This window comes from Ruegeria sp. AM7, assembly GCF_056535965.1.
In genome coordinates this window covers 3474818-3499118 of sequence record NZ_JBQFJE010000003.1, presented here as the reverse complement: position 1 = coordinate 3499118, position 24301 = coordinate 3474818, and the positions used below count along the sequence as shown (strand labels likewise).

General features: G+C 60.3%; 23 protein-coding genes. 20 read left to right on the top strand and 3 right to left on the bottom strand.

Annotated elements, in window-relative coordinates:
- Nucleotides 1-2 precede the first annotated feature (2 nt).
- From ACR3EG_RS21380 to ACR3EG_RS21370, 3 genes are all read right to left on the bottom strand, one after another.
- Entirely contained in the window at nucleotides 3-1370 is a 1368-nt protein-coding gene (locus ACR3EG_RS21380; RefSeq protein ID WP_209195442.1) for a cbb3-type cytochrome c oxidase subunit I, read from the bottom strand.
- A 16-nt stretch (nucleotides 1371-1386) separates the two neighbouring features.
- On the bottom strand, nucleotides 1387-1836 hold the full coding sequence (locus tag ACR3EG_RS21375; RefSeq protein WP_209195443.1) for a c-type cytochrome: 450 nt from the start codon (nucleotides 1834-1836) through the stop codon (nucleotides 1387-1389).
- Nucleotides 1837-1925: 89 nt separating this feature from the next.
- Nucleotides 1926-3107: an NnrS family protein gene (locus ACR3EG_RS21370; RefSeq protein ID WP_480498235.1), complete on the bottom strand. Its 1182-nt coding sequence runs from the start codon at nucleotides 3105-3107 to the stop codon at nucleotides 1926-1928.
- Nucleotides 3108-3337: 230 nt separating this feature from the next.
- On the opposite strand from ACR3EG_RS21370, the gene ACR3EG_RS21365 reads away from it, so the two are divergent.
- From ACR3EG_RS21365 to ACR3EG_RS21270, 20 genes are all read left to right on the top strand, one after another.
- Complete coding sequence (locus ACR3EG_RS21365) at nucleotides 3338-5014, top strand: cytochrome D1 domain-containing protein (RefSeq protein WP_480498237.1); 1677 nt, start codon at nucleotides 3338-3340, stop codon at nucleotides 5012-5014.
- Between the two features lie 117 nt (nucleotides 5015-5131).
- Nucleotides 5132-6916, top strand: coding sequence for a NapC/NirT family cytochrome c (locus ACR3EG_RS21360; RefSeq protein WP_480498239.1), 1785 nt, complete (start codon nucleotides 5132-5134; stop codon nucleotides 6914-6916).
- Between the two features lie 54 nt (nucleotides 6917-6970).
- On the top strand, nucleotides 6971-7372 hold the full coding sequence (locus tag ACR3EG_RS21355) for a cupredoxin domain-containing protein (protein ID WP_480498241.1): 402 nt from the start codon (nucleotides 6971-6973) through the stop codon (nucleotides 7370-7372).
- A 189-nt stretch (nucleotides 7373-7561) separates the two neighbouring features.
- Nucleotides 7562-8323, top strand: coding sequence for a uroporphyrinogen-III C-methyltransferase (gene cobA, locus ACR3EG_RS21350; RefSeq protein WP_480498243.1), 762 nt, complete (start codon nucleotides 7562-7564; stop codon nucleotides 8321-8323).
- A complete protein-coding gene (locus tag ACR3EG_RS21345) occupies nucleotides 8316-8669 on the top strand; it encodes a c-type cytochrome (RefSeq protein WP_209195449.1) in 354 nt (117 codons plus the stop codon). Before cobA ends, ACR3EG_RS21345 begins: the two co-directional genes overlap by 8 nt.
- The gene (locus ACR3EG_RS21340; protein WP_480498245.1) at nucleotides 8666-9811 is read left to right on the top strand and encodes a cytochrome D1 domain-containing protein; all 1146 of its coding nucleotides are present in this window, start codon (nucleotides 8666-8668) and stop codon (nucleotides 9809-9811) included. The genes ACR3EG_RS21345 and ACR3EG_RS21340 overlap by 4 nt, the downstream gene beginning before the upstream one ends.
- Nucleotides 9812-9814: 3 nt before the next feature.
- Nucleotides 9815-10804, top strand: a complete 990-nt coding sequence (ahbB, locus tag ACR3EG_RS21335) for a siroheme decarboxylase subunit beta (protein WP_480498247.1) — start codon at nucleotides 9815-9817, stop codon at nucleotides 10802-10804.
- Nucleotides 10801-11250 carry an Lrp/AsnC family transcriptional regulator gene (locus ACR3EG_RS21330; protein WP_209195452.1) on the top strand — a complete coding sequence of 150 codons (450 nt, stop codon included), beginning with the start codon at nucleotides 10801-10803 and terminating at the stop codon, nucleotides 11248-11250. The genes ahbB (ACR3EG_RS21335) and ACR3EG_RS21330 overlap by 4 nt, the downstream gene beginning before the upstream one ends.
- Complete coding sequence (ahbB, locus tag ACR3EG_RS21325) at nucleotides 11247-11729, top strand: siroheme decarboxylase subunit beta (protein WP_480498249.1); 483 nt, start codon at nucleotides 11247-11249, stop codon at nucleotides 11727-11729. The genes ACR3EG_RS21330 and ahbB (ACR3EG_RS21325) overlap by 4 nt, the downstream gene beginning before the upstream one ends.
- A 3-nt stretch (nucleotides 11730-11732) precedes the next feature.
- Nucleotides 11733-12947: a heme d1 biosynthesis radical SAM protein NirJ gene (gene nirJ, locus ACR3EG_RS21320; RefSeq protein ID WP_480498251.1), complete on the top strand. Its 1215-nt coding sequence runs from the start codon at nucleotides 11733-11735 to the stop codon at nucleotides 12945-12947.
- Nucleotides 12922-14475: a cytochrome D1 domain-containing protein gene (locus tag ACR3EG_RS21315; RefSeq protein ID WP_480498252.1), complete on the top strand. Its 1554-nt coding sequence runs from the start codon at nucleotides 12922-12924 to the stop codon at nucleotides 14473-14475. Before nirJ ends, ACR3EG_RS21315 begins: the two co-directional genes overlap by 26 nt.
- Nucleotides 14432-14695 (top strand): hypothetical protein, encoded by a 264-nt coding sequence (locus tag ACR3EG_RS21310; RefSeq protein ID WP_480498254.1) that lies wholly within the window; start codon nucleotides 14432-14434, stop codon nucleotides 14693-14695. The genes ACR3EG_RS21315 and ACR3EG_RS21310 overlap by 44 nt, the downstream gene beginning before the upstream one ends.
- A gap of 91 nt (nucleotides 14696-14786) precedes the next feature.
- A complete protein-coding gene (locus ACR3EG_RS21305; RefSeq protein WP_480498256.1) occupies nucleotides 14787-15251 on the top strand; it encodes a DUF2946 family protein in 465 nt (154 codons plus the stop codon).
- Nucleotides 15252-15295: 44 nt separating this feature from the next.
- Nucleotides 15296-17419, top strand: coding sequence for a 4Fe-4S binding protein (locus ACR3EG_RS21300; RefSeq protein WP_480498400.1), 2124 nt, complete (start codon nucleotides 15296-15298; stop codon nucleotides 17417-17419).
- Between the two features lie 14 nt (nucleotides 17420-17433).
- Nucleotides 17434-19341, top strand: a complete 1908-nt coding sequence (gene nosZ / locus ACR3EG_RS21295) for a TAT-dependent nitrous-oxide reductase (protein ID WP_480498257.1) — start codon at nucleotides 17434-17436, stop codon at nucleotides 19339-19341.
- A gap of 1 nt (nucleotide 19342) precedes the next feature.
- Nucleotides 19343-20599, top strand: coding sequence for a nitrous oxide reductase family maturation protein NosD (locus ACR3EG_RS21290; RefSeq protein ID WP_480498259.1), 1257 nt, complete (start codon nucleotides 19343-19345; stop codon nucleotides 20597-20599).
- Entirely contained in the window at nucleotides 20589-21482 is an 894-nt protein-coding gene (locus tag ACR3EG_RS21285) for an ABC transporter ATP-binding protein (RefSeq protein WP_480498260.1), read from the top strand. Before ACR3EG_RS21290 ends, ACR3EG_RS21285 begins: the two co-directional genes overlap by 11 nt.
- A complete protein-coding gene (locus ACR3EG_RS21280; protein ID WP_480498262.1) occupies nucleotides 21479-22300 on the top strand; it encodes an ABC transporter permease in 822 nt (273 codons plus the stop codon). The genes ACR3EG_RS21285 and ACR3EG_RS21280 overlap by 4 nt, the downstream gene beginning before the upstream one ends.
- Entirely contained in the window at nucleotides 22297-22812 is a 516-nt protein-coding gene (locus ACR3EG_RS21275; protein WP_480498264.1) for a nitrous oxide reductase accessory protein NosL, read from the top strand. The genes ACR3EG_RS21280 and ACR3EG_RS21275 overlap by 4 nt, the downstream gene beginning before the upstream one ends.
- A complete protein-coding gene (locus ACR3EG_RS21270) occupies nucleotides 22809-23708 on the top strand; it encodes an FAD:protein FMN transferase (RefSeq protein ID WP_480498266.1) in 900 nt (299 codons plus the stop codon). Before ACR3EG_RS21275 ends, ACR3EG_RS21270 begins: the two co-directional genes overlap by 4 nt.
- Nucleotides 23709-24301 lie beyond the last annotated feature (593 nt).

Sequence of the window (24301 nt, the reverse complement as noted above, 5' to 3'; positions counted from 1 at the left end):
CATCACTCCGCAGGGGTTTCGGCTGCGCCGGGTTCAATGATCTCTTTCCGGGGAACCCAGACAGAGTAGATGAACAGCAGTGCTCCAAGCACAACCACCACACCAGAGCCCAGACGCATCCAGTAGAAGATTGCAATCTGGTCCTGTACGTCCATGAAGTAGTCGCCAATCACCCGCTGCATGTGTGTTTGCACGGTACCACCGAAGGTCAGGACGAAGGTCATGAAGACCATGCCTGAGGACATCAGCCAGAAAGAGGCCATGTTCATCACCTGATTATAAGGATCACGGTTTTTCAGGATCGGCATCGCATAGCTGAAGATCGCCAGATTGAGGCAGACATAGGCACCGTAGAAGGCCAGATGACCATGGGCCGCGGTGATTTGCGTGCCGTGGGTATAGTAGTTCACCCCGTGCAGCGTGTGCAGGAAGCCCCAGACACCGGCACCGAAAAAGGCCAATGTGGCACAGCCCAGCGACCACAGCAGCGCGGCCTTGTTGGGATGGTCCCGGCGGCCTTTCCAGACCATGACGAAGGCAAAGGCCATCATCGCGAAGAACGGGATTACTTCGAGGCTCGAGAAGATCGACCCTATCCACTGCCAGTAACCGGGTGTACCGATCCAGTAGTAGTGGTGCCCTGTTCCAAGGATGCCCGAGAACAGCGCGGCGGCGACGATGACATAGAGCCATTTCTCGACGATCTCACGGTCCACGCCTGTCAACTTGAGCATCAGATAGGCCAGGATCGAGGCCATGATCAGCTCCCACACGCCTTCAACCCACAGGTGGACGACGTACCACCAGTATTGCTTGTCCAGGGACAGGTTGCCGGGGTTGTAGAAGGCAAACAGGAACAGCAGCGCCAGACCCCACAGACCCAACAGAAGGATGTTGGTGATGGCGGTCTTCTTGCCCTTCAGTACGGTCATCGACACGTTGTAAAGGAAGATCAGCGCGGCCACGACGATGCCGGCCTTGACCCATTTGGGTTGCTCAAGGAACTCCCGCCCCTCTTTACCCAGTAGCCAGTTTCCTTCGAACAGGTTGAACGTATAGGTCAGCACTACGCCCAGCGTGCCGAGGATCAGTATCGCCAGTTGCGCGTAGGCCAGCGTGGGTGAATGAATTTCGCGCTCGGCCTCTTCGGGGATCAGAAAGTACGCCGCACCAAAAAAGCCGGTGATCAACCAGACGATCAGGGCGTTTGTGTGCAGCATCCGCACGATGTTGAACGGCAGCAGGTCGGATAGAAAGTTCGGGAACACATAGATCAGACCGGCCAGAAGGCCGCCGATCACCTGGATCGCGAACAGGCCCATCGCAAATGCGAAATACGCGTAGGCTACTTTTTGGGATTCATATTTCATTGTTCCGGTTCCCTTCTCAGCCCGCCTCGTTGGGCGGCCAGTCCTGAGCGTCGATATTATCCGTCCAGATCAGGAAGTTGGTCAGGTCGCGGATTTCTTCGTCGCTGAGGTTGAAATTGGGCATCTGTCGACGACCGGGAATGCCGGTCGGCTGCGCCTCCATCCAGCCCTTGAGGGACTCAAAGGCCGATTCCGGGTCGTCCAGCACGCCCCAACGGGTCATTACATTGCCCACTTCGGGGGCATAGTACGCGCCCTCGCCCAAGATCGTATGACAGTTGATACAGGCGTGTTTTTCCCAGACATGTTTGCCCCGGACCACGCTTTCATCCAGCTTGGCGGTGTTTTCCGACCGTAGGATATACAGGTGGGAATGGGCCGACAAAGCCAGAAAGATGAGGATAAAGAACAGGGACCCGCCATAGAATATATTGCGAGCCATGCTCTTGGTCATGACTTCTCGCATTGCGCTCTCCTTTGCGCAGATTAGCTAGTATGGGCAGAATGACGATTGGGCAGGCCCGGCTCCTTAACGAAAGTCAAGCCTGCGAGATTTTACGCGGATCGGGGCGCGCGGGGGCCTGTCAACGCGGGCCACATCGCCAACAAATACAGGGCAAAAGCCGCAACCCACAACCCGTCCGACAGCAGCATCGCCACCAGATAGCCCGCGTTCAGATCGGTGCCGACCCAGCGGGTCAGCGCGGCTACGGCCATCAGCCCATAAGCCACCACCATCGGCCCCGGCGCGACCAGCTCGCGCCCGCTGTGACCCAGTGCGGCGCGACTCATGACGGCCAAGGTCATACCCCCGACACAGCCGATCCCCAGCACGTGCAGCGCGGCGACCTCATTGCCCAGACCAAGCCCGGCCAGACCCCACAGAATCAGACCCAGCGCCAACATGCCCAGCCCCAGATGCAGCGCCAGAAGAATCGGTTGGCGCAGCGTCCAGCGGGTGCGCCACCGCGTCATGCGCAGCACCTGAACAGCGCCCAGCAACATGGCCACCACAGCCGGAACCGGACCGATACCAAAGACCAGCGCGCTGAGCGGCAGGGCCAGTGCCAACCCCATCCCCGCCTTGTCCAGCGCAGGGACCGAGACCGGCCAGTCGCTTTCGGGCTGGCCTGCACGTTTCATGGCATTGCGGGTAAAGGCCGGGGTGATCCGACCGCCCAGAATGGCAATCATGGCGCATAGGGTCAGCAGTCCGGCGCGCAGCCCAAGCCCAAGCGTGTCACCGGTCAGCCCGATCCATTCCAGATGGGTCAACAGGTCGGATACCCAGATCAGCACCAGAAGCAACAGAAAGATCATGTTCTGCGGTTTGGGCCGCCGCACCAGCTGAGTCGCAATCTTGGCGGCCAGAATCGGCACAAAAGCCAGATCCACCACTGCTACCAGAACCGGAGAGAGCAGCCCCGAAAACCACATCGCCATACGTCCGGCCAGCCACAGCCCAGCGGCCAGGGCAATAAACCGCGCGCGCGCATCAGGCGCGCCGGTCCAATTCGGCACGGCGGTCAGGAAGAACCCGCCAAGGGCTGCGGTGGCATAGCCGAAAATCATCTCATGCGCGTGCCACATGGGCGGCGTCATAGCGTAGTCAGGGGACAGGTACGGCACGCTGAGCCACAGCCCCCAGACAAGGCCCACAAACAGGCCGTAAATCCCGGCGGACAGAAAGAAAACACGAAACCCCTCACCAAAAACACGGGTGATGATTGCGGGCATGGCTGCTCTCCTTGGCAGTTTTCGCAATCCTACCAAGGGGCATTCCTGGGCGGCTTAACCAAAGTCAAAACACCGAAAACATGCACGTAAGGGTCAGATTTTATTGCAGGTTTTCTTGTGCTTCTTGGATGCTTCTGACAAATCGCCGCTCCCTGTTGACTTTCGTCAAGGATCGACAGGCGGCAATGTTTCACCCTCGGTCCTGCCTCACCAGCAAACGGAGAGTGATCATGTCACTTGGAATCAGCTACACTAAAACCGGTCGCGCCCTTGGAGTCGGTTTGGCAATGCTGCTGGGCAGCGTCGCTGCACCTGCCTTTGCAGAAGAGCCAACCCTAAGCAAAGAAGCCTTCGAATCTTCGAAACAACTCTACTTTGAACGCTGCGCCGGTTGCCACGGCGTGCTGCGCAAAGGGGCGACGGGCAAAAGCCTTGAGCCGTTGGTCGAAACGAAGAATGCCGATGGCACGGTAACCGAATCCGGCACCTTGAAACTGGGTCAGGACCGACTTGAAAAAATCATCGCCTGGGGGACCGAAGGTGGGATGAATAACTTCTCGGACGTGATGACCGAGGACGAGATCCGCGATATGGCGACCTATATCCAGATGGAGCCGCCCAAGCCCCCCGAGATGTCGCTTGAGCAGATGATGGCGACCCGCAAGGTCTATGTCGAACCTGAAGATTACCCGTCTGAGCCGCTGCATGGCCGCAACTGGGAAAACTTCTTCGTCGTCATCGAACGTGACGTGGGCAAAGTGGCTGTGATTGACGGCGACACCAAAGAGGTGCTGACCCATATCCCCACAGGTTATGCGGTACACGTTCTCAAAGCGTCCGAACATCACAAACTGGAAGAGCCGGAAAACCCGGGTCGCTTCTGGTACACTATGGGCCGCGACGGCAAGATGACCAAGATCGACCTGTGGCAAAAGCCTGAAAACATGTTGGTTGCCGAGGTGACCATTGGGTATGACGCCCGCGACGTGGCCGTGTCGGGTGACGGTAAATACGTCATCGGTGGGGCCTATTGGCCGCCGCATTTCGCCATCGTCGACGCCGAAACCATGGAGCCGAAAAAGGTCGTCTCGACCCGCGGTGTAAACGTGGACGGGGACTATGTGGAAGAAAGCCGCGTGGCCGCCATCTACACCACCCCGAACGAGCCGACATGGATCGTCGCCGTCAAGGAACTGGGTCAGTTGTGGCAGGTGGATTATACCGACCTGGACAATTTGCGGATCGACAAGATCGACAGCGCCAAGTTCCTGCATGACGGGTTCTTCGACCCCTCGGGCCGCTACTTCCAGATCGCCGCAAACGCGTCGAACAAAATGGTTGTGGTCGACACCGAGACCCACAAGCTGGAAGCCATGATCGACACCGCTCCGCTGCCGCACCCCGGCCCCGGCGCCAACTGGGATGACCCGAATTGCGGCCCGGTTGCAGGTACGACCCACTTGGGCGAAGGCACCGTAACCGTTTGGGGCAACGACCCCGAAGGTCACCCGGATCAGGCATGGCAGACCTGCTATGAGGTCGAAACCGACGGCCCCGGTCTGTTCATCCGGACCCACCCGGAATCGGATTACATCTGGGCTGACCAGACCAAGCACCCCGAGCCTGAAATTCAGCAATCGGTGCAGGTCATCGACAAGGCCACCGGTGAAATCGTGAAAACGATCCAGATCACCGAAGAGGAAGGCAACGTCGCCGTCCACTTCGAGTTCAACCAGGACGGCTCGGAGGTTTGGGTTTCCAAGTGGAACCGCTCGACCTCGAAAGAGCCCAACGGTGAGATCGTGATCTTTGACGCCAAGACGCTGGAAGAGATCGGCCGCGTGAAAGGTCTGTTCGCGCCGACCGGCAAGTTCAACGTCTACAACCGGTCGAACCACGTCACCTGACGCGGTTGCCACCAACACCGGAAAGGGCGGGCCCCTCGCCCGCCCTTTTCCTGTTTCCCCCCCTTAGCCAACGCTCGGGCCTGACACGCCGGGCCAGTCAAGCAAACGGAGCCCGATATGACCTCGGAACCGGATAAGAAACCACCAATCTGGCGCCGGTATTTCCTATGGGGAATGCCCGTGGCCGGCATCGCCGCGGCCTTTGCCGGCGGCATCATCTTCTGGGGCGGGTTCAACACCGCCATGGAAGCCACCAACACCAAGGAATTTTGCGTTTCGTGCCACGAAATGCGCGATTTCGTCTATGAGGAATACACCGGCACGATCCACGACGTGAACCGCTCGGGCGTGGGTGCCGTCTGTTCCGATTGCCACGTCCCTAAAGACTGGACGCATAAGATAATCCGCAAGATCAAGGCGTCCAAAGAGCTGTATGGCAAGATGGTCGGCACCATCAACACGCGCGAGAAATTCGAAGCCAAGCGCGTGCATCTGGCAATGAACGAGTGGGAGCGGATGAAGGCCACCGACTCGCGCGAGTGTCGCAACTGCCATGATTTCGAATCCATGATGCCCGAGTTCCAGAAACCCCGCGCACGGCAGCAGCACCTGAATGCGATGACTGTTGGTCAGACCTGTATCGACTGCCACAAGGGGATTGCGCACTCGGATGCCCGTGAGCGGGCGGATGAGGAGTATCTTGAAGAACTCGAAGCGCCGAACCTGGCCTTTATCCGCGAAATTCCGGCCGAATATCTGGCCAGCCTAGAACGGATCGAGGCCAAAGAGGCCGCAGAGGCTGAGGCTGAAAAAGCTGCACGTGTTGCGCAGCAAGAGGCAGTGCAGGCCCAGATCGCAGCAGCTGTAGATGCGGCTGTGGCCGAGGAACGGGCCAAAGCCGCTGGTGAAGAGGCCGCAGCGCCCGCCGGTGGTGGCAGCGATGTCGGCACGAATATCGACTGGAACGCCGTCGCCAGCGCCGACATGAAGCTGTTCTACCCCGGTCAGGCTTCGTTCGAATGGGTTCAGAATGGTCGGTCACATGGCGGTGCGCGGCCCTTGACCAAGGGTGGCGACAAATGCACCACCTGTCACGCAGCCGAGCTGGATGCGATCGGCAACAAGATTGTCGCAGGCGGTGAGCTTGAGCCAACCCCGATCCCCGGCAAACGCGGTGTGATCGACGCGACCGTACAGGCGGCCCATGATGACGAGAACCTCTTTATCCGTCTGCAATGGCCGGATGCGGGCCACAACCCTGCGCCTTTTGTGGATGGCGGCAAGATGGACCCGGACAACCAGATCAAGGTGGCGATGATGATCACCGGCACGGGTATCGAAATGGGCGATCAGGTGGGATGCTGGGCCTCGTGCCACGCCGACAACACATACATGCCCTTTGATCCGGGTGCAGATGCGATTGCGGCCAATGGTGACTTCTCCAATCGCATGACCGCGCAGGATACGGTGACCAAGTACCTCAGTGAAAGCCGCACCGAGGTCGACACCAAAGGCCGCCGGGGCAAGCCTCTGGGTGGTTGGGACAAGTTGCACGCTGCCGAACAGATTGAACAGTATCTGGCCGATGGCACCTATCTGGACCTGATGCGCGTCTATGCCGACGGCAGCGCCACCAACGGCTACCTGTTGGAACAGCGCGTGGTGAATGATGGCGAGATTGCCGCCTCGGCCAGCCTGGACGGCGGAATGTGGACGGTGGTCTTTACCCGCCCGCTGAACTCGGGTGCGGCTGGCGACGTGCCGCTGGAAGCAGGCAAAACCTATACGGTCGGCTTTGCCATCCACGATGACTTTGCCGCCGCCCGGTTCCACCACGTGACGCTGGATACCAGCCTGGCGCTGGACGACGACAGCGCGTTCATCAACGTGGTCAAACAGTAAACGGCAGGGGCCGGGCGATCCGGCCCCTTTCCCCAAGAAGAGGAGATTTGGACGATGAAACCCCAACACCTTCTTCCCGCGCTGCTGGTTCTGGCAGGGCCTGCATGGGCCGACGACACCGCAGACCTGTGCGCCGAGGCCGAGGACCGCTATGTCGAGCTGTTCGGCCAGCCCTCATCCACGGTCGAGGATGCCGAGGTGGTGTTGATGTATAAATACACCTTCTGCCCGGTCGAACTGAGCGTCAAACCCGGTACCACGGTGCGCTGGGTGAACGTGGACAAACGCACCAGCCATTCGGTCTTGCTGAAGGATGGCAGCGAACCGGAAAGCGACCGGCTTTTCCCCGGGGAATCGGTTGATCTGACCTTCCTTGCCCCCGGCCCGCAGGACTACCTGTGCGGACCGCATTGGGAGACACAGAACATGATCGGAATGATCACCGTCGAACCCTGAGCCGAGGCAAACACACAGGCAAGATGAAGGAGCGCGGGCGCGAATCCCGCGCTCCTTAACTTTAGTCAAGGCAAGGCGGATCAGAATGCGGGAAGTTTGGCGCATGACACGCCCGGCCTGCCCAGCAACGTCCCAGACACGCAGTGCAAATCCGGGTTCCGACCACATTCAGACCAAGCGAGTTTGCACATGAGCGGTAAGGTTTTTCTGATAGGTGCTGGCCCCGGTGACCCCGAACTGATGACGCTGCGCGCACTGCGGATGCTGCAAGAGGCGGATGTGGTTGTGTACGACCGTCTTGTCTCGGCCGATATTCTGAACCTGCACGCGGATGGCGCGCGGCTGATCCCCGTGGGCAAGGCCCCCAAATGCCATACGGTGCCACAAGATCGGATCAATGAAATCCTTGTCAACGAAGCCCGCGCCGGTCACACGGTTGCGCGCCTAAAGGGCGGCGATCCGATGATCTTTGGGCGAGGCTCGGAAGAGGCCGCCTACCTTATCGCCCATGGCATCTCGGTCGAATACGCGCCGGGAATCACAGCGGCACAGGGCGCGTCCAGTTCCACCGGCGTGCCGCTGACCCATCGCGGGCTGGCGACCTCGGTGCAATATGTCACCGGGCACCGGCAGGCCGACATGGTGCTGGATCTGGACTGGAAACGTCTTGCCGACCCGGACTCGACGCTTGTGGTCTATATGGGCGTTGCCAATATCGGCCAGATTGCCATGGGGCTGATGACCGAGAACCTGCTCGGGTCAACGCCAGTTCTGGCCGTGGGCAAAGCCACTACGCCGGATGAACGCCGATTGGTTTCGCGGTTGGACCGGTTGGCCGCCGACGTGCGTGACGCTGATCTGAAAGCGCCAACGCTGTTCATCATTGGCAAGGTGGTGTCGCTCTATGCGGAACGGCCTGTGGCTGAACTGTTGGAGCAAGTACATGGCTAGCTTGGCTCCGTCCCGCCGAGGCCCAATCAAGGGTTGGACCGCGCGCACTTTCCTAACAAGCGCCGTGCTTGTGGCGACCACAGCCTTTGCCGCCGACACGCTGGACCCTGCCGCCTTGAAACGCCTTGTCCACCAAGACTGCGGATCATGCCACGGATTGACTCTGAAAGGCGGGCTTGGTTCCGACCTCCGTCCGGAAACCCTTGAACACTACGATTTAGACGTTCTGACCAGCGTCATCCTCGACGGCATTCCCGATACCGCAATGCCCCCGTGGCGAGCCCTGATCACCGATGAAGAGGCCGAATGGATCGCCCGCTACCTGCTGCAACAGGAGGACCAATGAAACACCTCATCCTTACCCTTGCCGCAACCCTGTTGATGACCACCGCACAGGCCGAACCGACCGCGACTGGCGATCTGGGCCTTGTGATCGAACGGGCCAAGGGCTCGGTCCTGCTGGTGGATCAGTCCGACCGCGCCGCGCTGGCGCGGATTGTAGGGCTGGGTGACCTGTCCCATGCCTCGCTGGTCTATTCGCCTGACGAACGCTTTGCTTTTGTCTTTGGCCGTGACGGAGGGCTGACCAAAGTCGACATCGTCACCCGCCAGATCGTGAACCGCGTGGTGCAGGCGGGCAATGCCATCGGCGGCGCGATCTCGGATGACGGTAAACTGGTCGCCGTGTCGAACTATGAACCCGGCGGCGTACGGGTCTTTGACGCGGACACGCTGGACATGGTCGCGGATATCCCCACCGACAGCAAAACCATTGGTCTGGTCGACGCGCCGGGCCGCCGGTTCGTCTTCACCATGTGGGACACGGGCGAGACCTGGATTGCCGATTTCTCAAAGAGTGACCCCGAGATCACCAAAATCCCCGACATGGGCAAGAACCCCTATGACGCGCTGATCACCGCCAATGGCCGCACATATATCACCGGCCTCTTTGGCGAGGACGGCTTAACCGCGCTGGACCTGTGGTCTGAGACACCGGAACCGATCCGTGTGCTGCCCAACTACGGACGCGGGCAAGAGGAGATGCCAGTCTACAAGATGCCCCATCTGGAAGGCTGGGCGCTGACGGGACGCGAGTTCGTTCTGCCCGCCGTTGGACACCACGAGGTTCTGTGGATCGACGCGGACACCCTGACCGAAACCGGGCGCACCCAGACCCACGGCCAGCCGGTCTTTGCCATGGCGCGTCCTGACGGGCGGCAGGTTTGGGTGAACTTTGCCCACCCGCTGAATGACACGATTCAGGTGATCGACAGCGTCAGCAAAGAGATCACCCACGAATTCAAACCGGGGCCCGCCGTGCTGCATATGGAATTCACCCCACGCGGGCATGAGGTCTGGATCAGCGTGCGCGATGCCAACAAGGTCATGGTCTACGACACGCAGAGCTTCGAAAAACTGCGTGAGATCGAGGCCGACAGCCCCTCGGGCATCTTCTTTACCGCCCGCGCGCATCGGACGGGGCTTTGACAGATGGACCATATAACCGACCCCATCGATCGCCGCCTGCTGGATGAGTTTCAGCGCGATTTCCCTGTCACAGAACGACCGTTTCAGGTGCTGGGCTTCCTGTTGGGACTTGATGAGGCCGAAGTGCTCGACCGTCTGGCGCGCATGCGCAAGACCGGACGTATCACGCGGGTCGGCGCAACCATCGCACCCGGCGCGGTATCTGCCAGTACCCTGGCTGCCGTTGCCGCTCCTGAGCCGCGTCTGGAAGAGGTCGCCGCCCTGATCGACGCGGAACCCGGCGTGAATCACAATTACCAGCGCGAGGATGACTGGAACCTTTGGTTCGTGGCCACCGGTCCGGACCGCGCGCATGTGAACGAAACCCTTGCTCGGATCAGCCGCCGCACCGGATTGCGCGTGCTGGACCTGCGGCTGGTCCGCCCGTTCAACGTTGATTTGGGCTTTCGGATGTCCGGGGAGGCGCGCAACGTCCCCGGCCCCCGCAAAGTGGATTGTTCAGCCATGCAGGACGGCGACCGACCCTTATTGCAGGCGCTCAGTTCCGGGCTGTCGCTGGTTGCGGAGCCCTATGCCGCGCTGGCCCGGTCCCTGAGTCGCAGCACAGTCGATGTGATGGAGCGGATCGAAGCATTGCACCAGGCCGGGATCATCTCGCGCCTGGGTGTCATCGTGCGCCACCGCGCTTTGGGCTGGTCCGCCAATGCGATGGTGGTCTGGGACATGCCCGCCGATCAGGTCGGCACCGCCGGTCCGGCGCTGGCTGCCCATCCCGGCGTAACACTGTGTTATGAGCGCAACCCGGTCGAAGGTGTCTGGCCCTATCGTCTTTATTCCATGATCCACGCCCGTTCGCGCCCCGAGGCGATGGAGGTCCTGGCCGGGGCTACCGCCCTGCCCGAGCTGGCAGGAGCCCAACACAAGGTGCTGTTCTCGATACGGTGTTTCAAACAGACCGGCGCGCTGATCCAACCGAAAGAGGTGGCCGCATGAATCTGGACGACACCGACCGCGCGATCCTGAACCGGATGCAGGACGACCTGCCCTTGGTATCGCACCCCTACGCAGCGATAGCCGAGGAGTTGGGGATCGCGGAATCCGACCTTCTGGGCCGTCTGACCCGCATGAAAGAGGACCGCGTGATCACCCGCTTCGGCCCCTTCTTCGACGCCGCCGCAATGGGCGGGGCCTTTTGCCTGTGCGCAATGGCCGTCCCTCCGCAGGATTTCGAAACCGTCCTGACCAAAGTCAATGCACATCCCGAAGTTGCCCATAATTATGAGCGCACGCACCAGCTGAACATGTGGTTCGTGCTGGCCACCGAAACGCCCGAGGGGATCGAGGCCAGTGCTGATGCGATAGAACGGGAAACGGGGATCAAGGTTCTCCGTTTCCCCAAATTGCAGGAATTCTTCATCGGCTTCCGGGTAGCAGCATGATCGACGCAAAAGACCGAGAGATTATCGAGGCGCTGCAAGGCGGCCTGCCTCTTGTGCCCGCGCCTTACCGGCAGGTGGCCGAGGGGCTGGGTCTGGATGAAGACGCCTTGCTGTTCCGGCTGGCCGAACTGAAAGCACGCGGCGTGATCCGACGGATTGCGGCGGCCCCCAACCACTACAAACTGGGTATGACCTCGAACGGGATGACCGTCTGGGATGTGGAAGATGACCAAGTGACCGAGATAGGCACCCAGATCGGTCTGCTGCCCTTTGTGACCCATTGCTATGAACGCCCCCGCGCCCTGCCCGAATGGCCCTATAACCTGTTCGCCATGGTCCACGGCATCGACCGCGCCGAGGTCGAGGAAAAACGCGCCAAAATCGCGGCCATCCTTGGCGATGCCTGTCGGGCGAAAGATATCCTCTATTCCACGCGCATCCTGAAAAAGACCGGGTTGCGCCTGAAACAGAAAGGCTGAGATATGTTCCGCCTGACCGAATACATGCACCAACTGGTCAAGCCGACCCCGGTGCGCAAACGCCGCTCCGGCCCGGTGAAACCTGTGGTGATCTGGAACCTGACCCGGCGCTGCAATCTGAAATGCCGCCATTGCTACACCGTCTCGGCGGATGTGGCCTTCCCCGGTGAGCTCAGCCACGAGCAAGCCATGGTAACCCTTGAGGATCTGGGCCAGTTTCGCGTCCCGGCCCTGATCCTCTCGGGCGGGGAGCCGCTGGACAGGTTCGATTTCTTCGACATCGCCAAACGCGCCCGCGATCTTGTGCCGATGCTGGCGCTGTCGACCAACGGCACACGGATTCACGACGAAACCGCCGACATGATCGCCGATGTGGGGTTCAACTATGTGGGCATCTCGCTGGATGGGATCGGGGCCACAAATGACTGGTTCCGGGGCGTCGAAGGTGCCTTTGCAGACGCCCTGCGCGGCGTGCGTGAATGCAAGAAACGCGGCATCAAGGTGGGCCTGCGGTTCTGCCTGACCGAAGGCACCCAGCATCATCTGCCCGACCTGTTGAAGCTGTGTGATGATGAGGGTGTCGACAAGTTCTACTTGTCCCACCTTGTCTATGCCGGGCGCGGCGACAAGAATCGGGGCGAGGATGCCGAGCATCTACGCACCCGCACCGGTCTGGATTTGCTATTGGAACGCGCGTGGGAGGCCGCTTCGGGCGGCCGCCCTCTGGACATCGTCACCGGCAATAACGATGCCGATGCGGGCTATTTCCTGAACTGGGTCCGCGCCCATTTCGACGCAGAAAAGGCGGCGCATGTGCGCGATCATCTGGCGGCCTGGGGCGGAAACTCCAGCGGGTTGGGCGTGGCCAATATCGACAATCTGGGCCGCGTGCATCCTGATACCTATTGGTCCGATTACACGGTTGGCAATGTGAAGACCAAACCGTTTTCCGAGCTGTGGACCAGCGATGATCCGATGCTGGCGATGCTGCGCACCCGCCCGCGCCCCCTGAAAGGGCGTTGCGGGGCGTGCCAATTGAAGGATGTCTGTGGCGGTAACACCCGCATCCGCGCACTGCAGTTGACGGGCGATCCATGGGCCGAGGACCCGGCCTGCTATCTGTCAAATCAAGAAATCGGCGTCAAAGACGCAGGCGAGCGCCTGCAGGTCACGCCGTTCCGGGGGAAAAGTCATGATCCGGCGCATCAATTCTTCTGACACTCTGAAAATAAGCGCGGTGTGCGCACTGCTGCTTGCGGGCACCTCATGGGCGGATGCGCCCTCGGATTACGCAGAATTCTGTGCCTCGTGCCATGGTGAAAACCGGTTGGGCGGCGTTGGCCCCGCGCTGATCCCCGAGACGCTGAAACGGATGCGCGGCCCCCGCGTCGCCGCCGTGATTGCCGAAGGGCGCACCGCCACGCAGATGCCCGCTTTTGCGCATGAGTTGGACACCCTGCAGATCGAAGAACTGGCCGGATGGCTGAAATCGCCGCTGGAAACCAATCCCGAATGGGGTGAGACCGATATCATGGCCAGTCGCACATTGGACGAGGACTATGTGCCCGTCGATGCCCCGGTCTGGGACAGTGACCCAATGAACATCACACTGGCGGTTGAAACCGGGGATCATCATGTCAGTGTTCTGGATGGGGATACGTTCGAGGTTCTGGACCGGTTCGAAACGCCTTTTGCAGTGCATGGCGGCCCGAAGTTCAGCCCAGATGGGCGCTACGTGTTTATTATGTCTCGTGATGGCTGGGTGCAGAAATACGACATCTGGGCACTGAAACAGGTGGGCCGGGTGCGCGCGGGTTTGAACAGCCGCAATATCGCCATGTCGGGTGATGGCAATTGGGTGGCGGTGGCGAACTATCTGCCGAACTCGCTGACTTTGCTGTCAACAGAGGATATGTCGGTGGCCAAAGTCATTGAAGTTAAGAGTAAAAAAGGCGTTCCCAGCCGCGTCTCTGCCGTCTATCAGGCGCCGCCCCGCGAGAGCTTTGTGCTGGCGCTGAAAGATGTGCCCGAGATTTGGGAGGTGTTTTACGGCGCCAACCCGCCGCAATTCGGGCTGGGCCATGATTTCCGCATCGAAGGGCAATTCAAGAACCCCGATCCCTTCCCGGTGCGCAAGATCACCACGCCCGACTATCTGGACGATTTCTTTTTCGACCAGAGTTACGAATACGTCATGGGGGCCTCGCGCGATGGAAAGGGCGGTCAGGTGATTGATTTGGTGATTGGGCATAAGGTGGCCGATCTGGACCTGCCGGGAATGCCGCATCTGGGATCGGGCATCACGTGGAAACATGACGACACCACAGTGATGGCGACGCCGCATCTGACCGATGGCACGGTGTCAGTGATCGACATGGAAAGCTGGGAAACCGTCAAACGGATCAAGACCGAAGGGCCGGGATTCTTCATGCGCAGCCATGAAAATTCACCGTATGTCTGGGCCGATGTCTTCTTTGGCCCCAACAAGGACGCCATGCATGTGATCGACAAGCAGAGCCTTGAGATCGTCAAGACCTTGCGCCCTGCGCCGGGGAAAACCGTGGCCCACGTGGAGTTCACCAAGGACGGCAGCCACGCGCTGGTGTCGATCTGGGAGGATGACGGCGCGGTGATCGTCTATGACGCGCAGACGCTGGAAGAGGTCCGCCGCCTGCCGATGCGCAAACCGTCTGGGAAGTACAATGTCTGGAACAAAATCACCTTCTCGGAAGGCACCAGCCACTGAAGGCAAATGGCCGGTCTGGAAACTGGCCATCCTGCTCTATCCGGCCACGGCGCTGACCGTGGCCATAAACCTGTTTCTGGCCGGGTTGATCGCCCATACCCTTGGTTTTGCGATTATTCCCCCGGTGACAGCGCTGATCTGGTCGGTGCCGTTGGGCGTGCCCGCAAGTTGGCTGGCGGGTCGTTGGGTGCGTGGCCTGATGGATGAGGCCGACGGCTAAGGCGCGAAACCCTTCGCACCTAACAGAAGTCAAGTATCGGTCCGAGAGAATCCCCTAGAACGCAGGAAAAGAATACCGAGTTGGATTCTCCATGCCCGTCTCAAACCCTCTGCACAACCTCCCTGTTCGCGCGTCCCGCGTGGCTTGTGCATGGGCGGGCATCCTTCTTCTGCTGTTGCAAACGCTTGGCCCGGTTCTGGCGAGTCCCGGTCAAAGCATGTGGGTGGAGATCTGCTCGGAGGCCGGGGCGGTTTGGGTTCAGGTCGACCTTGAAGAAGGCACCAAAGGCCCGACCGCACCCTGCCCGAAATGCGCCGATTGCGCCCTGTGCGCCGTCACTACGCTGGCGCCGCTGCCCGACTTGCCGCATCTGGTCCTGTCTCAGAAGACCAATCTTGCCCAGTGCCAGTTTGCAGATCAGTTCCAGCCCCATGATCAAACCCGTTTGTGGCCTGAATCCCGAGGGCCCCCGCGCGCAACCCTGGAAACAACTGAACGCGCCCTGCGCGCGTCCGTGGCGTCCACCCTAAAGATCGGAGGTGCGCCGTGGTCGTAAGTCGCGCATTCCACATTTTGCTGGCCTTTGCCCTGTCCTGCCTGATGGCGATCAGTGCCCATGCCGACAGCCTTGCCAGCTTCCTGCCCGAGATTGACCCCGCTGAACTGGCCCCCGGCGCCGACGCCTTTGGCCCGGTGCGTGAGGACGTGCCCGTCGCCCCTCTTCTGAAAGGGGGCGAGACCGTGGCCTGGGCCTTCCTGACCTCGGATTTTGTGGGCACCACCGGCTATTCCGGCAAACCCATCCACGTGGTCGCGGCCATCGACGATGACGCGGTGCTGACCGGGGTGAAACTGGCCAAACACTCGGAACCCATCGTTCTGATCGGCATTCCCAATGCGCGCATGGTGGAACTGACCGAAGGCTATGCCGGGCTTGATCTGAAGGTTGAGGCCGAAACCGGGGGTGAGGGGCATGACCTCGATATCATTTCGGGCGCGACGGTCACGATCATGGTGATCGACGACAGCCTTGTGCGCGGCGGCATCAAGGTGGCGCGCGCATTGGGCTTGGGCGGCTTGGCTCCGGCGCAGGCCGATGGGCCCAAGCGCGAGGTCGATCTGGCGCAGGACGCCATCTATGACTGGACGACATTGTCGGGCGACGGCTCAATCCGGCGGCTGACGCTGGATATCGGTCAGGTCAACGCGGCGTTCGAGGCCACGGGCGATCAGCGGGCGATCAAGCGCCCCGAGCCCGGCGAACCCGATGACACCTATATCGACATGCATATGGCGCTGGTCTCGGTGCCGTCGATCGGTAAATCGCTGTTGGGCGAGGCCGAATATCAAAATATGGTCGACTGGCTGGATGAAGGCGAACAGGCCATTTTGGTGCTGGGGCGCGGGGCCTACAGCTTCAAGGGCTCGGGTTATGTCCGGGGCGGGATTTTCGACCGGATTCAGCTGATCCAGGGCGACAATTCGGTGCGGTTCTTCGACAAGCAGCAACGCCGTCTGGGCGAGGTTGCAGCCCCCGATGCCCCAAGCTTTACGGAACTGGACATCTTCAAGATCCCCGCTGAGGCCGAGTTCGACCCCGCCGAGCCCTTCCGCCTGCAACTGCTGGCGCAACGGGCCGTGGGCGCGGTCGAGAAAGCATTCCTGACCTTCGATCTGGGATACAAACTGCCCGAGCAGTATCTGCTGCCCGTTGCGGCCCCTGTGGTTGTCGATGATGCCACCGGCGAAGCTGCGGCAAAGGCCGCGCTGTGGAAACGCATCTGGAAGGACCGCACGGTTGAAATCGGGGTGCTGGGCGCGATGCTGCTGGTGCTGACGGCGACCTTCTTCTTCCAGTTCCACGCCACCATGAACGCGCGGGTCTTCTACTGGTTCCGCATCGGATATCTGACCATGACCCTGTTCTTCATCGGCTGGTACGCCAATGCGCAGTTGAGCGTGGTGAACCTGATGGCGCTGGCAGGCAGCTTGCGCACGGGCTTCTCGTGGGATGCTTTCCTGCTGGACCCGCTGGTGTTCATCCAATGGTTCGCCGTGGCCGCCGCGCTGCTGTTCTGGGGGCGCGGGGCCTATTGCGGCTGGCTGTGCCCGTTTGGCGCGCTGCAGGAGCTGACCAACAAGATCGCGCGCGCGCTGAAAGTGCCGCAATGGACCCTGCCATGGGGTTTGAACGAACGCCTCTGGCCAGCGAAATACATGATCTTTCTGGTGCTGTTCGGGATCAGTTTTGTCTCGATCCCGCTGGCAGAAACCTATGCCGAGGTCGAGCCGTTCAAGACCGCGATCATCCTGAAATTCATGCGCGACTGGCCGTTTGTGGTCTTTGCGCTGACCCTGCTGGGGATCGGCCTGTTCGTGGAACGGTTCTACTGCCGCTACCTGTGTCCGTTGGGCGGAGCGCTGGCGATCCCTGCCCGTATTCGCATGTTCGACTGGCTACGCCGCTACAAGGATTGCGGCACCCCCTGTCAGACCTGCGCCAATGAATGCCCCGTTCAGGCCATTCACCCCACAGGTGAGATCAACCCGAATGAGTGCGTCACCTGCCTGCATTGTCAGGTGCTCTATCAGTCCGAGGACAAATGTCCCGTCGTTATCCGCCAGCTAAAGCGGCGGGCCAAGACAGGGTCGGTCCAGATGAAGACCCCGCTCGGACAACCACCGGCGAACCATCCGAACGCCAAACCACAAACCGTTTCTTGATTGGAGGGACGATCATGTCAGACCAAGAAAACAAACTGAACATCACACGCCGCGGAATGCTGGGGGCCACCGCCACCGGCGCTGTGATTGCCGGGACGGGCCTCGGCTCAACCCTGATGACCGCACGCGAAGCCAGCGCCGCCGCCAAAGCCCATCTGGAACCGGGTGAGCTGGACGAATATTACGGCTTCTGGTCCTCGGGCCAGACGGGTGAGTTGCGCATTCTGGGCGTGCCTTCGATGCGCGAGCTTATGCGGGTGCCCGTGTTCAACCGCTGCTCGGCCACTGGGTGGGGTCAGACCAATGAATCGCTGAAAATTCTGACCGAAGGCCTGCTGCCGGAAACCAAGGAATTCCTGGCCGCAAACGGCAAGGTCACCTATGACAATGGCGACCTTCACCACCCGCACATGTCCTTCACCGATGGCACCTATGACGGCCGCTATCTGTTCATGAATGACAAGGCCAACACCCGCGTGGCCCGCGTGCGCTGTGACGTGATGAAATGCGACAAGATCATCGAGATTCCGAACGCGCATGACATCCACGGATTGCGGCCACAGAAATACCCGCGCACCGGCTATGTCTTTGCCAACGGTGAGCACGAGGCCCCGCTGGTCAATGACGGCCAGATCCTCGACGATCCGTCCAAATACGTGAACATCTTCACCGCCATCGACGGTGACACGATGGAGATCGCATGGCAGGTGATGGTGTCGGGCAACCTCGACAACACCGACTGCGACTATCAGGGCAAATACGCCTTCTCGACCTCGTACAATTCGGAAATGGGTATGAACCTGGCCGAGATGACCGAGAGCGAACTGGACCATGTGGTCGTGTTCAATCTGGCCGAGATCGAGGCCGGTATCGAGGCGGGCAACTATCAGGAGATGAACGGCGTCAAAGTTGTGGACGGCCGCAAGGACGCGGGCAACAAGTTCACCCGCTACATCCCGATCCCGAACTCGCCCCACGGTGTGAACGCAGCACCCGACAAGAAACACATCATGATCAACGGGAAACTGTCGCCGACCGTGTCCGTGATCGATGTGGAAAAAGTCGACGCGCTGTTTTCCGAAGATGCCGATCCGCGCTCGGCCATCGTTGCCGAACCGCAGCTGGGTCTTGGCCCGCTTCACACCGCGTTCGACGGCAAGGGCAACGCCTACACCACGCTGTTCCTGGATAGCCAGGTGGTGAAATGGGACATCGCCAAAGCCATCGAAGCCTTTGGCGGTGCCGACGTTGATCCGATCCTTGATAAGGTGGACGTGCAGTATCAGCCGGGCCACAACTCGACCTCGATGGGTGAAACCGCCGAAGCTGACGGCAAGTGGCTGATTTCGATGAATAAATTCTCGAAAGACCGCTTCCTGAACGTCGGTCCGCTGAAGCCTGAAAACGAGCAGCTGATCGACATCTCGGGCGACAAGATGAAGGTGGTTCATGACGGCCCGACCTTCGCCGAGCCGCACGATTCGATCCTTGTGCACCGCTCCAAGGTGAACCCGGTCAACGTCTGGGATCGCAACGACCCGATGTGGGAAGACGCGCGCAAACAGGCCGAGGCCGATGGCGTCGATCTGGACTATGGTGCGGATGAGCCGATCCGGGATGGCAACAAGGTACGCGTCTACATGACCTCGGTCGCACCTGTGTTCAGCATGGAGAAGTTCACCGTCAAGCAGGGCGATGAAGTCACTGTTTACGTCACCAACCTGGATGACGTGGATGATGTGACCCACGGCTTCTGCCTGTCGAACTTCGGCGTCGCAATGGAGGTTGCACCGCAGGCCACCGCCTCGGTCACGTTCATTGCCGACCGTCCGGGCGTGCACTGGTTCTATTGCCAGTGGTTCTGCCACGCGCTGCACATGGAAATGCGCGGCCGGATGTTCGTTGAGCCGCGGAGCGCATAACATGCGTTGGTCCCTGCTCATACCGCTCCTGCTCGGCTCGCCCCTTTGGGCGGCGGACTGGGATGTGCCCAACCGGGCGGGGGCCATCAACGAGATACTGGCGCAGGCGGCGGATGGGGACACCCTCCGCCTGAGCCCCGGTGTTTACTCTGAGACACTTGTTCTGGACCGGCCCGTCACAATCGACGGGCTGGGGCAGGCCACGATTGACGGACAGGGTGAAGGCAGCGTCATCACCGTGACCGGGCCGGGCGTGACGATACGCGGGCTGACGGTGATCGGATCAGGCGACAGCCATGACGGGATCGACAGCGGTATCCAACTGACCAAGACGGCCACCGCGCCGTTGATCGAGGATAATGTGCTGCTGGGCAATCTTTACGGCATCGATATCCACGGGGCCAAGGACAGTATCGTCCGGGGCAACCGGATCGAAGGGCGGCAGGATCGTCACATGAACGCGCGCGGCAACGGGGTCTATGTCTGGAACGCTCCCGGAGCCGTTGTTGCCGACAATGACATTCAGTTTGGCCGCGATGGGATTTTCGTGAATTCTTCGAAGAAGAATTTGTTCACCGGCAACCTGTTTCGCGATCTGCGTTTTGCGGTGCACTATATGTATGCCGACAATTCCGAGGTCAGCAACAATGTCTCGATCGGCAACGATCTGGGCTATGCGGTGATGTTCACCTCGAATGTCAAAGTCACCGACAATGTGTCGATTGATGACCGCGAACATGGCGTGATGCTGAATTATGCCAACAAAAGCGTCATCACCGGCAATGTGGTGAAAGGTGCGAAAGAGAAATGCACCTTCCTGTATAACTCGAACAAGAACGAATTCACCGACAACTGGTTCCAGGGCTGCGGCATCGGCATCCACTTTACCGCTGGCAGTGAACGAAACCGGATCGTCGGCAACGCCTTTGTCGGCAACCGGACGCAGGTGAAATATGTCTCGACCAAATGGGTCGAGTGGTCAGAAGACGGGCGCGGAAACTATTGGTCCGATTTCGCCGCCTATGATGTGGATGGCAACGGTGTGGCCGATGCCCCCTATCGCCCCAACGATTCAATGGACCATGTGCTGTGGACCCAACCCGCAGCCAAATTGCTGCTCGGCTCGCCTGCTGTGCAGCTGGTGCGCTGGTCGCAATCGGCCTTCCCGGCACTGTTGCCGGGCGGTGTGATGGACAGCAATCCCTTGATGCAAGCCCCTGAACCCCCAGCTATGAAAAAGGTGCCTCATGACGGATAAGGCCCTGACGATTAACCAAGTCTGCAAGGACCGTGGCAAGACCCGCGTTCTTGACGATATCACCCTGTCTCTTGCCCCCGGTCAGCGCGTTGCGCTGCTGGGCCATAACGGCGCCGGCAAATCGACCCTGATCAAATCCATCCTCGGCCTGATCCCGATTGAGGGTGGCACCATTCGGATCGGAGACGCCACCCCCGGCAGCGCGCAGGCGCGGCGCGAGACGGCCTACCTGCCCGAGGCGGTATCCTTCCACCCGGCTTTGACGGGCCGCGAGCAACTGACCCTGTTCGCGCAGCTTTCAGGCGCAAAAGCCGATGTGCCCGGCCTGTTGGAACGTGTCGGCCTTAGCGACGCGCTGGACCGCCGGATCGGAGCCTATTCCAAGGGGATGCGGCAACGTCTGGGTCTGGCGCAGGTGCTGCTGGGTCAGCCGAAGGTCGCGTTGCTGGATGAACCCACATCGGGCTTGGACCCAATCTCGCGGCAGGATTTGTATGCCATCATTGACGAACTGGCCGGGCAAGGCACAGCCGTTCTGATCGCATCCCACGCGCTGACCGAGGTCGAGGCCCGTACTGATCGCATCGCCATCATGCGGAAAGGCCGGATGGTGGCTGATGACACGCTGACCAACCTGTCTGCGCTGGCTGGTCTGCCGATCCGCCTGAAGGTGCGCGCCAGTGCCAACCCTGACGCCTTGGCCGCCGCACTGGGTGGGAACCGGATCAACGGAGCGTCGGTGGAACTGCTGTGTTCGCCCGAGGACAAGATGGAGGCCCTGCGCCGCATCGCCGGGTTGGGCGACGCGGTGGCGGATGTGGAAATGACCCCGCCCAAGCTGGAAGATCTCTATCGCCATTACGCACAGGAGGAGAGGCTATGACCCGCTTCCTCGCCATCACCCGCACCGAAATGCTGATCCTGCGCCGCAACCGTTGGCTGCTGGTCGCCACTTTGATCATGGTGCTGTTTGCCTTGGCGCTGACCTTTGCAGGCAGCGCCCCCACCGGCACGCTGGGCGTGGACATGCTGACCGTCTCAGTCGCGTCGATGACCACGCTGTCGGTCTACCTTGCGCCCTTGCTGGCGCTGATGATTTCTTTTGATGCCATCGCCGGCGACGTGGACCGGGGCAGCTTGTCGCTGCTGCTGTCCTACCCCGCGGGGCGCGGAGAAATCCTGTTGGGCAAGTTCACCGCTCATCTGGCGGCGCTGGCTTTCGCCATGACCGTGGGGTTTGGCACCGCAGGCGCTGTGGCCACCTTCTTTGGTGGCGCGGGGCCTGAAAGCCTAATGGCCTTGGCGCGCCTGATACTCACATCCATCCTTCTGGGCGCTGTCTTTTTGGCGCTGGGATACCTGCTGTCCGCCCTGGCAAAGGGGGCCACGGCGGCGGCGGGTCTGTCGGCCGGGCTCTGGCTGGTATTTGTCGTCCTCTATGATCTGGGCTTGTTGGGAGCCGTCGTCATGGACAAGGGCGGCGTCTTCACCCAATCCGTCTTTCCCTGGGTGATGGTGGCCAACCCGGCCGACGCATTCCGTCTGTGGAACATTGCCGCAACCGAGGGCGTCGCCATGGCCTCCGGCATGACCGGGGCCGCGCAGGCGTTGCCGATCTGGGCTGCGCCCGTATCACTGTTGATCTGGCCGGTGATTGGCTTTGCCCTTGCGCGGGCCGCGTTTCGGAGGGTTGAGCCATGAAGCGCCTGTGCCTGATTGCCCTGATTGCGCTGGCTGCCTGCAAGGAAGAGGTGGCCGAGGCCCCCGACCCGGTGGACCTGACGCCCGATGCGCTCAGCTTTTTCTGCCAGATGAACATCGCCGAACATGGCGGGCCCAAGGGGCAGATTCATCTGGAGGGCTACCCCGCGCCGCTGTTCTTTGCACAGGTGCGCGACATGGTGGCTTACCTGAAAAGCCCCGAACGCGACGCCAAGATCACCGCCGTTTATGTCAGCGACATGAGCGTCGCGCCCAGTTGGCGGCAGCCGGGTCTCTCGAACTGGATCGCCGCCGCTGACACGACCTTTGTGGTCGGGGCCAACGTCGCGGGCGGCATGGGCGCGCGCGAAGTGGTGCCCTTTGGGGATGTCACCGCTGCACAGACCTTCATCGACACCTACGGCGGCACTGCGGTGCCCCTTGCAGAGATCCCCGATACCGAGGTTCTGGGTCCCGTCGATTTGGACCTGAAGCTGGAGACCCCGTCATGATCGCCCTCACCCGTCGCCGCTTTTTGACTATCTCAGCCGCCTGTGCCTGCACCCCGATAGCCGCCGCCAGTTCTGCTATGTGGCAGGGCACGGCCATGGGCGCTAAAGCCAGCCTGCGCCTTGAGGGCCTGAACGCCGCCGAGGCGGCCCCCATCTTTGCCGCAATCACGGCAGAACTAGACAGGCTAGAGAACATATTCAGTCTGTATCGCCCCTATTCTGAGCTAAGTCGGCTAAATACAAATGGGCACCTGACCGCGCCATCGCCTGAACTGCTACAGGTTCTCAGCTTGTGCTCGGCATTGCACGACGCCTCGGACGGTGCATTTGATCCGACGATTCAACCGCTCTGGATGGCTTCGGCAACAAGGGCTGATGCAGGGGAATTGGATCGCGCCCGTCAAGCAGTAGGGTTGCACAAGATATCGGTGGACACTGATGCAATCCGCCTGCCGCACGCCGGACTTGCCGGGTTGACCCTGAACGGGATTGCGCAAGGCGAAATCACCGACCGCATAACCACCCTGCTGAACCAGTTCGGTCTGCGAAATGTTCTGGTCAATATGGGCGAGATATCGGCGCGAGGCACCCGCAACGACGGGCGCGCATGGCAAGTCGGCTTGGCTGGACCGAAGGAAAATGTGCACGGTAAGCTTGAATTGCGCGACAGAGCTGTTGCGACTTCAGTACCGGGAATGATGAGACTTGCGGGTGGCATGCACCATATCTTTGACCCCAACAACCGGTTAGTACCTCAAAGCGCAGTATCGGTTTCCGCCCCCAATGCTGCCTTGGCGGACGGGTTATCAACGGCTCTGTGCTTGACACCAACCAACCAAATCGGTTCGGTTTTGTTACGTTTCCCGGATGCAAAGCTCGAGAGTTTGATACAGTAAACCTTCGTATCCGTTGTCAGAGACTGTCGGAGTCCGTGGAGGGGCAGAAGGGACCCTCGGTTTCAGTTTCTTTTCGAATTCAAGCGACAACAGGCCCGTGCTGCAAGCACCGGATTCGGACTGTCTGTTTTTTGATCTACTCTTTAACAGAATTGCTATTTTACACTGCTCTGAGGCTATAGCGACGTCAGCCCTGCTGGGACCCTTGATGACCAGTACCCGATCACAGCACCGACGCTGAAGCCCGCTATGAAGGTCTGCGTGCCAAGGCAGCTATTTTTCGTCGCTCCGAGGTCTCGCATCTGACATCACTTAGCCCTCTGACATTGCGGAGTGTCATGCCAAAATCGGTGCTTTCGGGCTCTGGGACAGTTGCGCTTTCGACTCAATCATCTGAAAGCCATAGACCAGATCACAACCGGTCGAGTGTAAACAAGTTGGCAGAACTTCCTACAATGTTTTGATAGCTTGTAAATAAGCTACATTTTGGACTTTTATTCAAAAATATTTTTACACAATTTGTTCCCTAACACGTGTTTGAAATGCGACCATAAGTTGAACTATGCCCGGTTCACAAAATTTTCTCCGACGAT

What these genes read in the sequence shown, in the direction of transcription:
- ACR3EG_RS21300 (WP_480498400.1), top strand. Translation starts at nt 15,296, where the DNA reads ATGGCGATCAGTGCCCATGCCGACAGCCTTGCCAGCTTCCTGCCCGAG.
- ACR3EG_RS21315 (WP_480498252.1), top strand. Translation starts at nt 12,922, where the DNA reads ATGATCCGGCGCATCAATTCTTCTGACACTCTGAAAATAAGCGCGGTG.
- ACR3EG_RS21365 (WP_480498237.1), top strand. Translation starts at nt 3,338, where the DNA reads ATGTCACTTGGAATCAGCTACACTAAAACCGGTCGCGCCCTTGGAGTC.
- ACR3EG_RS21285 (WP_480498260.1), top strand. Translation starts at nt 20,589, where the DNA reads ATGACGGATAAGGCCCTGACGATTAACCAAGTCTGCAAGGACCGTGGC.
- ACR3EG_RS21305 (WP_480498256.1), top strand. Translation starts at nt 14,787, where the DNA reads ATGCCCGTCTCAAACCCTCTGCACAACCTCCCTGTTCGCGCGTCCCGC.
- ahbB (WP_480498249.1), top strand. Translation starts at nt 11,247, where the DNA reads ATGATCGACGCAAAAGACCGAGAGATTATCGAGGCGCTGCAAGGCGGC.
- ACR3EG_RS21380 (WP_209195442.1), bottom strand. Translation starts at nt 1,370, where the DNA reads ATGAAATATGAATCCCAAAAAGTAGCCTACGCGTATTTCGCATTTGCG.
- cobA (WP_480498243.1), top strand. Translation starts at nt 7,562, where the DNA reads ATGAGCGGTAAGGTTTTTCTGATAGGTGCTGGCCCCGGTGACCCCGAA.
- ACR3EG_RS21345 (WP_209195449.1), top strand. Translation starts at nt 8,316, where the DNA reads ATGGCTAGCTTGGCTCCGTCCCGCCGAGGCCCAATCAAGGGTTGGACC.
- ACR3EG_RS21275 (WP_480498264.1), top strand. Translation starts at nt 22,297, where the DNA reads ATGAAGCGCCTGTGCCTGATTGCCCTGATTGCGCTGGCTGCCTGCAAG.
- nosZ (WP_480498257.1), top strand. Translation starts at nt 17,434, where the DNA reads ATGTCAGACCAAGAAAACAAACTGAACATCACACGCCGCGGAATGCTG.
- ahbB (WP_480498247.1), top strand. Translation starts at nt 9,815, where the DNA reads ATGGACCATATAACCGACCCCATCGATCGCCGCCTGCTGGATGAGTTT.
- ACR3EG_RS21280 (WP_480498262.1), top strand. Translation starts at nt 21,479, where the DNA reads ATGACCCGCTTCCTCGCCATCACCCGCACCGAAATGCTGATCCTGCGC.
- ACR3EG_RS21360 (WP_480498239.1), top strand. Translation starts at nt 5,132, where the DNA reads ATGACCTCGGAACCGGATAAGAAACCACCAATCTGGCGCCGGTATTTC.
- ACR3EG_RS21290 (WP_480498259.1), top strand. Translation starts at nt 19,343, where the DNA reads ATGCGTTGGTCCCTGCTCATACCGCTCCTGCTCGGCTCGCCCCTTTGG.
- ACR3EG_RS21375 (WP_209195443.1), bottom strand. Translation starts at nt 1,836, where the DNA reads ATGCGAGAAGTCATGACCAAGAGCATGGCTCGCAATATATTCTATGGC.
- ACR3EG_RS21355 (WP_480498241.1), top strand. Translation starts at nt 6,971, where the DNA reads ATGAAACCCCAACACCTTCTTCCCGCGCTGCTGGTTCTGGCAGGGCCT.
- ACR3EG_RS21270 (WP_480498266.1), top strand. Translation starts at nt 22,809, where the DNA reads ATGATCGCCCTCACCCGTCGCCGCTTTTTGACTATCTCAGCCGCCTGT.
- ACR3EG_RS21310 (WP_480498254.1), top strand. Translation starts at nt 14,432, where the DNA reads ATGTCTGGAACAAAATCACCTTCTCGGAAGGCACCAGCCACTGAAGGC.
- ACR3EG_RS21370 (WP_480498235.1), bottom strand. Translation starts at nt 3,107, where the DNA reads ATGCCCGCAATCATCACCCGTGTTTTTGGTGAGGGGTTTCGTGTTTTC.
- nirJ (WP_480498251.1), top strand. Translation starts at nt 11,733, where the DNA reads ATGTTCCGCCTGACCGAATACATGCACCAACTGGTCAAGCCGACCCCG.
- ACR3EG_RS21330 (WP_209195452.1), top strand. Translation starts at nt 10,801, where the DNA reads ATGAATCTGGACGACACCGACCGCGCGATCCTGAACCGGATGCAGGAC.
- ACR3EG_RS21340 (WP_480498245.1), top strand. Translation starts at nt 8,666, where the DNA reads ATGAAACACCTCATCCTTACCCTTGCCGCAACCCTGTTGATGACCACC.